This is a genomic window from Alkalibacter saccharofermentans DSM 14828 (genome assembly GCF_900128885.1).
Classification (GTDB): Bacteria; Bacillota; Clostridia; order Eubacteriales; family Alkalibacteraceae; genus Alkalibacter; species Alkalibacter saccharofermentans.
The window spans coordinates 53,664-63,863 of record NZ_FQTU01000015.1; the positions used below are offsets into that span (position 1 = coordinate 53,664).

Annotated in this window: 11 protein-coding genes and 4 tRNA genes; 5 read left to right on the forward strand and 10 right to left on the reverse strand. The window is 40.5% G+C overall.

Annotated features, from left to right (window positions below):
• Positions 1-63: 63 nt before the first annotated feature.
• Entirely contained in the window at positions 64-1,641 is a 1,578-nt protein-coding gene (locus BUB93_RS09665; RefSeq protein ID WP_073271492.1) for an MBL fold metallo-hydrolase RNA specificity domain-containing protein, read from the reverse strand.
• A gap of 75 nt (positions 1,642-1,716) precedes the next feature.
• Here BUB93_RS09665 and BUB93_RS09670 point away from each other — a divergent pair.
• From BUB93_RS09670 to BUB93_RS09685, 4 genes are all read left to right on the forward strand, one after another.
• Positions 1,717-1,793 (forward strand) — tRNA-Pro (locus BUB93_RS09670).
• Positions 1,794-1,808: 15 nt separating this feature from the next.
• Positions 1,809-1,885 (forward strand) — tRNA-Ile (locus tag BUB93_RS09675).
• 11 nt (positions 1,886-1,896) lie between these two features.
• Positions 1,897-1,972, forward strand: a tRNA-Phe gene (locus BUB93_RS09680).
• A 32-nt stretch (positions 1,973-2,004) separates the two neighbouring features.
• Positions 2,005-2,079 (forward strand) — tRNA-Thr (locus BUB93_RS09685).
• A 95-nt stretch (positions 2,080-2,174) separates the two neighbouring features.
• Here the strand turns inward: BUB93_RS09685 and BUB93_RS09690 are convergent.
• From BUB93_RS09690 to BUB93_RS09730, 9 genes are all read right to left on the reverse strand, one after another.
• Complete coding sequence (locus BUB93_RS09690) at positions 2,175-4,196, reverse strand: bifunctional 4-hydroxy-3-methylbut-2-enyl diphosphate reductase/30S ribosomal protein S1 (RefSeq protein ID WP_073271495.1); 2,022 nt, start codon at positions 4,194-4,196, stop codon at positions 2,175-2,177.
• A 10-nt stretch (positions 4,197-4,206) separates the two neighbouring features.
• Positions 4,207-4,797, reverse strand: coding sequence for a lysophospholipid acyltransferase family protein (locus BUB93_RS09695; protein ID WP_084117213.1), 591 nt, complete (start codon positions 4,795-4,797; stop codon positions 4,207-4,209).
• Positions 4,794-5,438 (reverse strand): (d)CMP kinase, encoded by a 645-nt coding sequence (gene cmk / locus BUB93_RS09700; protein ID WP_073271498.1) that lies wholly within the window; start codon positions 5,436-5,438, stop codon positions 4,794-4,796. The genes BUB93_RS09695 and cmk overlap by 4 nt, the downstream gene beginning before the upstream one ends.
• Positions 5,435-6,670 (reverse strand): BaiN/RdsA family NAD(P)/FAD-dependent oxidoreductase, encoded by a 1,236-nt coding sequence (locus BUB93_RS09705; protein ID WP_073271500.1) that lies wholly within the window; start codon positions 6,668-6,670, stop codon positions 5,435-5,437. The genes cmk and BUB93_RS09705 overlap by 4 nt, the downstream gene beginning before the upstream one ends.
• 79 nt (positions 6,671-6,749) lie before the next feature.
• Positions 6,750-7,313, reverse strand: a complete 564-nt coding sequence (mnmM, locus tag BUB93_RS09710; RefSeq protein WP_084117215.1) for a tRNA 5-(aminomethyl)-2-thiouridylate-methyltransferase MnmM — start codon at positions 7,311-7,313, stop codon at positions 6,750-6,752.
• A complete protein-coding gene (locus BUB93_RS09715) occupies positions 7,310-7,681 on the reverse strand; it encodes a hypothetical protein (protein WP_073271502.1) in 372 nt (123 codons plus the stop codon). Before BUB93_RS09715 ends, mnmM begins: the two co-directional genes overlap by 4 nt.
• Complete coding sequence (locus tag BUB93_RS09720; protein WP_200789508.1) at positions 7,674-8,396, reverse strand: pseudouridine synthase; 723 nt, start codon at positions 8,394-8,396, stop codon at positions 7,674-7,676. The genes BUB93_RS09715 and BUB93_RS09720 overlap by 8 nt, the downstream gene beginning before the upstream one ends.
• 99 nt (positions 8,397-8,495) lie before the next feature.
• A complete protein-coding gene (gene scpB / locus BUB93_RS09725; protein WP_073271506.1) occupies positions 8,496-9,041 on the reverse strand; it encodes an SMC-Scp complex subunit ScpB in 546 nt (181 codons plus the stop codon).
• An 11-nt stretch (positions 9,042-9,052) separates the two neighbouring features.
• The gene (locus tag BUB93_RS09730; protein ID WP_073271507.1) at positions 9,053-9,766 is read right to left on the reverse strand and encodes a segregation and condensation protein A; all 714 of its coding nucleotides are present in this window, start codon (positions 9,764-9,766) and stop codon (positions 9,053-9,055) included.
• A gap of 293 nt (positions 9,767-10,059) precedes the next feature.
• Here BUB93_RS09730 and BUB93_RS09735 point away from each other — a divergent pair.
• The coding region (locus BUB93_RS09735; RefSeq protein WP_242945494.1) for an IS110 family transposase at positions 10,060-10,200 on the forward strand (141 nt) is incomplete at its 3' end.

Below are 10,200 nucleotides of genomic sequence, written 5' to 3' on the forward strand. Positions count from 1 at the left end.
CTCTGCACAAGTAATAATTATAACATATTTCATATATAAAATTGAGAGAAAATATCCCTTAGTTTAAGAAATAAGCTCCTTAAGTTTTTCTATGTCATTAATTACTTTGTCCATATCCACGTGCTTTCCGTAGCCTTTTTCCACTAGATCAATTAGCTCGTACAGCTCTGAAGTGATTTTTTCCTTTGCCGCCGCCTCCACTTCAATGATATCCTTGTGATCTATGATTTCCTCCGAGTAAGTAATTTCTATGGTATCGCCCATGTTTGGAATCAGCACTTCTCTGTGGAATTTGTCCTCGAGAGTGTTTTTGAGGTTTTCCATTCCTTCTTTTTCCCCATGAATCAGTATCATCTTTTCCGGAAGCTTCTTGTTTGAGCCTATCCAATCCACGATTCCATCCAAATCAGCGTGGCTTGAAAATCCTTCTACAGAATATATCCCTGATTTAACTGCAATTTCTTCACCAAATATCCTTACCTTGCCTACTCCCGTTTTCAAAGAAAACCCCAGTGTCCCCGGGGCCTGATATCCCACGAACACTACAGAAGATTCCTTTCTCCAAAGGTTGTGCTTTAAATGATGTTTTATCCTCCCCGCTTCGCACATGCCGCTGGCGGAAATAATGACCTTGCTTTTTTTATCGGAGTTTATCTGTTTCGATTCGTCGCTTGTCAATGTGAAGTGCAGGTTTTCAAAGAGTAGAGGATCGTCTCCCTCGGCTATCATCTTTTTGGTTTCCTTGTCAAAATGCTTACAGTTTCTTCTGAAAATTTCAGTAGCCTTTATCGCCAGCGGGCTGTCCACATAGACTGGAATTTTATCGAATTCTCCCAAAAGACCCTTTTCCTTATATTTGTTTATATCATACAATACCTCCTGGGTTCTGCCAACAGCAAAGGATGGTATCACAATATTTCCTCCCTTCGCAGCTGTTTTTTTGATAATGGAAAGCAGCTCCTTGCTTTGTCCCCTTCCATTGGAATGAGTTCTGTCTCCATAGGTGGATTCTATAACCAGGTAATCCACTTCTTCAACCGTCGCAGGGTCCTTTAATAATGGTATATTCGTATTTCCTATATCTCCAGTGAACAGATAGACATTCCATCGTCCGTTTTCATACACCTTTATCTCCACAAAGGCAGAGCCTAGCATATGTCCTGAATTAATGAATCTGACTTTAAGCGCGGAATCTATCTCTATTTCTTTCCTGTAATCTACCCCTGCGAACTGCTTCATGGAATTCACTGCATCGGCTACATTGTACATGGGCGGCCTCTCATCCAGACCCTTTCGCAGCCTTTTTCTGTTTTTCCATTCACTTTCCATCTCCTGTATATGGCCGCTATCCTGAAGCATAATGTCGCAAAGCTCAACTGTTGCATGATTTGTATATATTTTCCCGGTAAAGCCTTCTTTGCATAGTTTAGGAATTCTCCCTGAGTGATCAATGTGGGCATGGGTCAGCAGCATAAAGTCCAAGTCTGCAGGATCAAAGGGGAACTCCTTGTAGTTCAGCTCTTCAAATTCCTTTCCACCCTGGAACATTCCGCAATCGACTAAAAATTTTTTACCATGGGTTTCTGCCAGAAAACAAGATCCTGTAACCATTTGAGCAGCGCCGTAAAAAGAAAGTTTCATAAAATCACGTCCTTTTTTATTTTATTGATTGACAAAGTTTTTTATTTGTTGTATATTATTATTTGTCACTACGAACGAGGTGTAGCGCAGTTTGGTAGCGCACATGGTTTGGGACCATGGGGCCGGGGGTTCGAATCCCTCCACCTCGACCATTTTAACACACGTGGGGGCCTTTAGCTCAGTTGGTTAGAGCAACCGGCTCATAACCGGTAGGTCCTGGGTTCGAGTCCCTGAAGGCCCACCATCTTTTTTTTCGCCCAAGTAGCTCAGTCGGTAGAGCAGAGGACTGAAAATCCTCGTGTCGGTGGTTCGATTCCGCCCTTGGGCACCATCTTAAAATGGAATTTTTAAAAAAATTTATAAGCTGGTGTGGCTCAACGGTAGAGCAGCTGACTTGTAATCAGCAGGTTGTAGGTTCGATTCCTATCACCAGCTCCATAGAAACTTTTAGAATCGCTTTGCGGTTCTTTTTTTATTTTATCTAAAAATCAAGTGTGCAAAAAGGGCGGTTGAATTCAACCGCCCTAGCTCACTTATTTATCTTGCTGATCAAAAATATCTCCTAGGATATTCCCTATGGAATTGTCTGACTCATCCTCATAAACCGTCTCATTTACTTCGATTTCTTTTGCCGGCTCTGCAACAAGCTCTTTGATGCTCAAGGAAATCTTCTTTTGTTCGTCATTTATGCCTATTATCTTGGCCGTAACCTGATCGCCGGCATTCAATACATCCTCTACCTTTGCAACCTTATCATGGGACAGTTCGCTTATGTGAATCAAACCTTCAACCTCTTCCATAATCTCAGCAAAAGCTCCGAAAGGGGCAATTCTAGTGATCTTAACATCCACTTCATCACCTGTGTTGTACTTCTTGGAAAATACAGTCCAAGGCTCTTCACTCAGTTCCTTTATGCTCATCTTGATCTTGTATTCTTCTTTGTTGACTTCAGTTACAACGGCTTTTACTTCGTCCCCAATCTTGTACATGTCAGAGGGATGTTTTACCCTTGCCCAAGACAAGTCGCTTATGTGCACGAACCCATCAATGGGGCCTACTTTTACAAAAATACCGAAATTAGTAATTGATTTTATAGGACCTTCCAAGATATTCTCAATTTCTACTGAATTAATGAATTCGTCCTTTGCTTTGGTCTCTTGTTCCTTCTTTTCCTTGTATTCCTGTTCCAATACGACCTTTTGAGAAAAAATGACTCTATTTTTCCTTTTGTCAAATTCGATTATAAGACCTTTTACGCTCTTGCCAACCAAGGTTTCCAAGTCCTTTACGAATCTCATGTGGTACTGTGATGCAGGCATGAATGCCTGACCCAGGCCCAAATCAACTATAAGTCCACCCTTGACAGCTTTAATCACAGAACCTTCAAGAAGCCTCTTTTCGTTGAATGCGTTGTAGAGCTCCTCTGAAGCCTTCTTTTGTATGATCTTCTTTTTGGATACTTCTACGTTTCCGTTCCCGTCGTTTAAATTTGTAACCATTACTTCTATTTCGTCTTCGACTTTTACCTCTTCAGTAAGGTCGATATCCTCGTCAGTATATTCATCCTTGGATAGAATCGCATCAGCCTTGTAGTTGATATTTAAGTAAATTTCATTCTTATTTACTCCTATCACCTTTCCAGTCACGATGCTTCCTTTTCCAAGTCTTCTAAAAGTCTCCTCGTAGGATGCTTCCATTTCTGAATCTTTCAACATTTCTTCAAATGATTTTGTCATCTTATTGATAACCTCCTTAATAATCCAATGGGGTGTTGATGCTCCTGCTGTAATGCCTACTGTATCGCAGCCTTTCAAAATATCAAGATCCAATTCATCAGCTGTTTCGATGTGAACTGTTTTTTCGCAATGCTTCCTTCCGATGTCGGCAAGCTTTTTTGTATTAGAGCTATGTCGGCCTCCAACGATTATCATACAGTCGGACTCCTTAGCAATCTGCGCCGTCTCCTCCTGCCTGGTTTTTGTGGCATTGCAAATAGTATTAAGAATAATTGCTTCAGGGTATAATTTCTTTATCTCTTCAGATATTTCTTCGAAAATCCCGCGATTCATGGTAGTTTGCGCTACAACGCATATTTTATCATATTTTTGGTCAATTGGCACACTATTTTTATCATTGATTACTTCTCCCTTGTAATCACACCACCCGTTTATTCCAATGACTTCCGGATGTGCCCTATCTCCTACTATGAATATTTTGTAATCCTTTTGATAGTATTCCTTGACTTTATTATGTATTTTCTTTACGTATGGACAAGTTGCATCTATCAACTCGATTCCGCTTTCGGCAATTTCTTCAATTATGTCAGCACCCACGCCATGGGACCTTACTGTGATGACGCCGCCCCTAGCAGATCCAACATCGCTAATAATCTTTACTCCCTGTTGCTCCAGCTTGTCAGTAACTTGCCTATTATGTATCAAAGGCCCCAAAGTAAATATATTATCATCGCCCTTTTCAAGAGCGTCTTCCACCTTTTTCATCGCCTGGTTTACTCCAAAGCAGTAACCAGCGCTTTTAGCCAAGATTATTTTCATGTCTCCACCTTCAACCCTTAGCCAGCTCTTTGATTCTTTCCATTATCATCAAACTTATCTCCTTGAGCTTTTCCTTGTCATTTTTCACACCGTAATACTCCTTCAAACTGATGGGCTCACCTACGTTAATGTGAATAGTGCTTCTAAATTTATAGTTACCCCTCAAACCTACAGGTATAACATCGCATTTTGATTTTAGAGCCAGAACTACGAGACCGGATTGAGGATCTCTCTCCACGCCTTCCTTGACTCTCGTTCCCTCTGGAAATATTCCCAGCACCTTGCCGTTTTTAAGTACCCTTAAGGCGCTTTTTATCGCATTCACATCCGCTTCTCCCCTTCTTACGGGTATGACGGTAAGCTTGTGCAAAACCCACGAAAAAATCTTGTTCTTGAAAAGCTCTCGCTTTCCTAGGAAGCTTATGTGCCTTTTTCCGGTCCTGCAGGCTACTATGACGGGATCCGCCCAATGAATATGATTTGAACTTATTATAAGCGGAACCCCTTTGGGTATATTTTCTTTTCCTCTTATGTCGAATTTATAGTATATGCTTAAAAAAATATTAACTAAAAATTTAGCCACATCGTAGAACATATTCATTCTCCCTTGATTTTCTTTGCCATCAATTCCACTACCTGATCTATTTCCAGTCCCGAGGTATCAATAACGACAGCATCCTCCGCCACTTTCAGTGGCCCTGTTTTCCTGTTTTTATCTTCCTCATCCCTTTTGGCGATTTCCTTTTTCAGGCTTTCAAAAGACATCATTGCCGATTTATCATCCATCTCCTCAAATCTCCTCTTTGCCCTGATTTCGATAGAGGCGTCTAAGTAGAACTTATAGTCTGCATCCGGCATAACGACTGTGCCGATGTCTCTTCCATCCATTATGACATCGGAAGATTCTGATATTTTCTTTTGCTTAGCAACCATGATCTTTCTTATTTCATCGATTTTGCTGATCACGGATACCAACCTGTTGACCTGTGGACTTCTGATTTGTATTTTTACATTCTCTCCATCCAGATATATCTCATTGTCCTTAAAATATATGTCGGAATTCTCAACCGCCTTCACAACTGCTTCCTCATTTTCCGGATCAATGCTTTCTTTTATTGTTTTATAAGTCGCAGCCCTGTACATGGCTCCTGTGTCTAGATAATTTATACCCAATTTTTTAGCCAATATCTTCGATATGGTACTTTTACCTGCACCAGCAGGTCCGTCTACCGCAATTTTCACTTTTTATCCTCCCTACTCTCCAACAATCCCGCAATATATCCTGTTGAAAATGCTATTTGAAGATTAAACCCTCCGGTCATTGCATCTACATCAATGACTTCTCCGGCGAAGTACAATCCCGATATTTTTTTCGACTCCATCGTGCTGGGATCTATATCTTTGGTTTCGATTCCTCCAGATGTCACGATGCCGAGTTTTATGTCTGCTTTTGATTTAACTGTTATTTTTAATCCTTTTAAAACACTTGCCAGTTCAAGTCTTTCTTCCTTGGAAATTTGATTTGCCCTTTTTTGCTCATCAATCCCTGACATTTTTATCACAACAGGTATCAATCGCTGGGGAAGCAGATCATCCAGGCTGTTTTTAAATTGTTTATTGCTATACTTTTCAAAATCCCTCTGGAGCCTTCTGTCCAAAGTCTTGATATCGAGTGCAGGTTTTAAGTCTATCTCGACAAAATACTTTTTCCCTTCCTTAACATAGGAACTAAGAGACAGGATAACGGGTCCTGATATGCCGAAATGGGTGAATATCATCTCTCCAAACAGATCTCTTTTTTTCTTTCCCGATTCAAAGAGCGTTGCCTTTATATTCCTTAGGGAAAGACCCTGGAGTTCCTTAATGAAAGGATCTTCAGAAACCAATGGTATTAGAGCTCCGTGAGCTTTTTTAATACTATGACCAGTTTTTTTGGCAAAATCCAGTCCATCTCCTGTTGATCCGGTCTGGGGATATGTAACTCCTCCCGTTGCCAATATCACCTTGTCTGCCAAAAGCTCCTCTCCATTATCAAGGATGACGCCTGCAGCCTTGCCGTCCTTTATCAGCAAATCTTTGACACCTGTGTTCAGCATTACTTTGACATTGTTATGAGCTAGATATCTTTCCATAGCTTTTATGACATCGCTTGATTTGTCGCTTGCAGGAAAGACCCTTCCTCCTCTTTCGACTTTTTCCTTTAAGCCCATTTGGTTAAAAAAGGCTATAGTATCCATATTCGTGAAAGAATAAAATGCGCTGTATAAAAACTTCTTGTTCGTTATCACGTTTTCAAAAAGTTCCTCCACATCACAGTCATTGGTAAAGTTGCACCTGCCTTTACCAGTTATAAAAAGCTTTTTGCCCAACTTTTCATTCTTGTCCAAAAGAACCACATCATTTCCCTGAGAGGCCGCCTTGCCTGCGGCCATCATTCCCGCCGGCCCACCGCCAATTACTACAACTTTATACATTCGCTTCTCCTTTATTGCTGCCTTTGATTTTATAAATCCATAACATCATGCCTTACTAATATTTTTAAAACTCTCTTGTCTATCTCAATTTTTTTATCATTATCAAATAAGGGCTGCCTTTGACATTTATGTTTGCAGTTTTAAGAACAAAATAATCCTTGTTTGAAGTCTCTCCAAGATAACTCTCGATTGCAACTGCCTCCGCCATGCCTGCTTCATGACCTGGGTAAAGGCATATTGTAACCATGCCTCCTGTTTTTAGCAACCCCAGGCACTTTTTTATTGATTCCAAAGAAGAATTTTTCTCCGTAGCGATTTTTTTGTCCCCACCTGGCAGATATCCCAAGTTATACATTGCGAAACTGAGCTCTTCCTCTATGTACTCATCAATTTTATCATGAGAATCCAAAATAAGCTCAGTGGTAACCAAACAATTACCCAGAAGCTGCTTGGTATTTTTAACTGCAGCCTCTTGAACGTCAAATGCGTATACTTTTCCCTCTTTCCCCACCAACTCAGCGAGTAGAAGGGTATCATTGCCGTTTCCCATAGTTGCATCCAAAACCGAATCTCCAAGCATTGTGTTTTCCCTGGCACAGTTTCGGGCAAGCTCAGTGATAAGATATTTTTTAATTTGGCTCACTTTCTGCACCTTGTACTTTCAATAAAATCCTGAGACTGGAAACATGCGTATCCGTTTGATACATATGTTTCGTTGTTGATTTTTTTAAAATATCCGGAAAGCATTTCATTGCCGCAATCATAGCAAGCTACAAAAACTCCCTCCAGGTGGAAGTAGTTTATAGATGTCTTTATCATGCCGTCTAGATCCCTGGCATCTTCGCTGAGCAATAGAGAATTTTTTAATATCACCTTGCACCGGGTTGCCTCTATGGCCAAAGCAGCCAGCAGGCGTTCTTCTTCAACTACAGTACATACATGGGTTATATCGTCAATTTTAAAGATATCTTTGTTTTTAGCATTTAGCTTCTCCACAACGATTTCAATCACTGGAACACATCTCCTTAAGCTGTTTTACCTCTTTTGGCAAGAGGTGACGCCATTGTCCCTTTTTCAGCTCACCTAACTCTAACAAGCCTACGGACACTCTTTTAAGGCTTGTTACCGGATGACCTATGGCTTCGCACATTTTCCTAACCTGACGGTTTCTTCCTTCGTGAATCTCTATCTGTATGAGAGAGGATTCTTTTTTTCTTTTTATGATCTCAACTCTCGCTGGAGCAGTAATTCGACCTTCAATTTCAATGCCGTTTTTCAAGGCTCTCAGCCCAGCTTCAGATACGCTCCCTTTCACATATGCCAAATACTTTTTGTATATTTTATGTTTAGGATGAGTCATCAGATAAGAAAAATCTCCATCGTTTGTCAAGATTACAAGTCCTTCCGTCATGAAATCAAGTCTTCCAACAGGATAAAGCCTTTCCGGTAGATTTACAATATCCAAAACGGTCTTTCGCCCCTTTTCGTCCTTTGCCGAAGTAATCACTCCTGTAGGTTTGTTGAGCATTATGTATATTTTCCTGTCCTTTATACCCACTGGTCTTGAGTCAAATTCAACAAGGTCATTATCCGGATCAACCAAACATCCCATGGCAACTACGACCTCGCCATTTACCTTTACTCTCCCTTGGAGTATAAGCTCTTCGGCTTTACGCCTGGAAGCAACTCCGCACTGGGCCAAATATTTTTGAAGCCTCAATTTAATCCCACCTTTACTGGATTAGCCTTTAATATTTTATCTTAATTAAGTAACATAATCAATGGATTTAATATAGCAGTCGATACACAAAAAAAGAGCCGAAGCTCATTTTTCAACTATTTTTTCCTGTATTCCGTTGACAAATTCATCGTATGAGGGAAGTTCCTTAATGTTTGTTATGTTGGAGTACTTTAAAAACTCTACTGTAGTTTCAAAAAGCATGGGCTTGCCCGGTGCATCCAGCCTTCCCCCCTCCTTGATGAGATTTCTGTCTAGAAGAGTTTGTATGGAGCTGCTGGATTTAACTCCCCTCAAAGCCTCTATTTCAACCCGGGTTACAGGCTGCTTGTAGGCAATAATCGCCAAAGTTTCCAAGGATGCCTGTGATAGGGAAGCCTTGTTTTTTTCATAAAGAAGCTTGTGTATAAATTCATAGTTTTGTGGATCTGTACACATCTGGTATCGGTTGTTCATCTGCTTGATCCGAACTCCCCTGCCTGCGTCTTTATACTCGTCCATAAGCTCCTGGATCGTCTTTTTAACCGATGTGCTATCCTCTTCCAAAGCCTGAGACAGCTCACCAAGCGACACGGGTTCTCCCATTGCAAATAATATGCTCTCAATTATTGATTTTTTATCTTTTTCGTTCATATTGCACCTGCTCACATTCTACTGATTATTATTTCATCAAAGTTCTTGTCTTGTCGAAATTTAACCATGTTGTTTTTTACAAGCTGCAACAAGGCGAGGAAGGTTACGACCACTGCCTGAACAGATTTCGCGCCCTTGAAAGCCATTGAAAACTTAATGGTCGGGTTTTCGCTAAGCAGGACTTCCAAGTCCCTGATTTTATCTTCTATCCTCACTACCTCTTTTTGTATGGTGTGGATGTCCTTATCTTCTCCTTCGAGAATAAGGTTGTTCGCCGCCAGCACGTTGCGCAGTGACCTTAAAAGCTCTTGAACGTCTACCGGCGTCTCGACCTCACCGTTAAAGGGTATATATTCAGGATCCTTGAAGTAAGTCTTCATGTACATGACTTCCTTTTCCTTCATGAATGCGCTGATTTCCTTGAATATCTTGTATTCGTAGAGTCTTTGAGCGAGTTCTTCCCTGGGGTCTATCTCTTCCCCCTCGTCATCTTCCTCCACAGGCAGAAGCATCTTGGACTTTATTTCTATAAGTCTGGATGCCATGAGAATGAACTCGCTGGTAAGCTCCAGGTTTTTTTCTTTCATTTTATCTATGTATCCCAGGTATTGACTTGTGATAGATGCGATGGGTATGTCGAATATATCAATCTCATTCTTGTTGACCAGATGCAATAGCAAATCAAAAGGTCCCTGAAATTCTTCCAGCTTAATTTCATAGTTCATATGCACACGTATAATCAAATCATCATTAGATGGTGATTTGATTAATTCCTTTCTCCCAGGTTCTCTGGGTTTCTATTTCCATCTTTGATATATTTATAAAAGCACTGTGGATCTGTATTTCATATTTTACAGCTTTGACTGTTCGGAGGTGACTCAGACCACAGCTTTTCGTCTATTACTGTTAATCAGTTTGTTAACGCTTGACGTTTCTATTTACGTGATTACACAGCCGAATTCTCTGTGGAAGACAGCAGTGCTAAATTTATCAAATTAGGAGGTGTTTCTCTATGTCAATGTACTTTGTTGGAATTGATATTTCCAAGTACAAACATGATTGCTGTATCATTTCTGCAGCTGATCAAAAAGTCCTTTCAAAGTTTACTATCAAAAATGATAAGTCCGGCTTTGAACAACTCATTGCTACATTTAATTCT

What these genes read in the sequence shown, in the direction of transcription:
- BUB93_RS09665 (WP_073271492.1), bottom strand. Translation starts at nt 1,641, where the DNA reads ATGAAACTTTCTTTTTACGGCGCTGCTCAAATGGTTACAGGATCTTGT.
- BUB93_RS09690 (WP_073271495.1), bottom strand. Translation starts at nt 4,196, where the DNA reads ATGAAAATAATCTTGGCTAAAAGCGCTGGTTACTGCTTTGGAGTAAAC.
- BUB93_RS09695 (WP_084117213.1), bottom strand. Translation starts at nt 4,797, where the DNA reads ATGAATATGTTCTACGATGTGGCTAAATTTTTAGTTAATATTTTTTTA.
- BUB93_RS09705 (WP_073271500.1), bottom strand. Translation starts at nt 6,670, where the DNA reads ATGTATAAAGTTGTAGTAATTGGCGGTGGGCCGGCGGGAATGATGGCC.
- scpB (WP_073271506.1), bottom strand. Translation starts at nt 9,041, where the DNA reads ATGAACGAAAAAGATAAAAAATCAATAATTGAGAGCATATTATTTGCA.
- BUB93_RS09730 (WP_073271507.1), bottom strand. Translation starts at nt 9,766, where the DNA reads ATGAACTATGAAATTAAGCTGGAAGAATTTCAGGGACCTTTTGATTTG.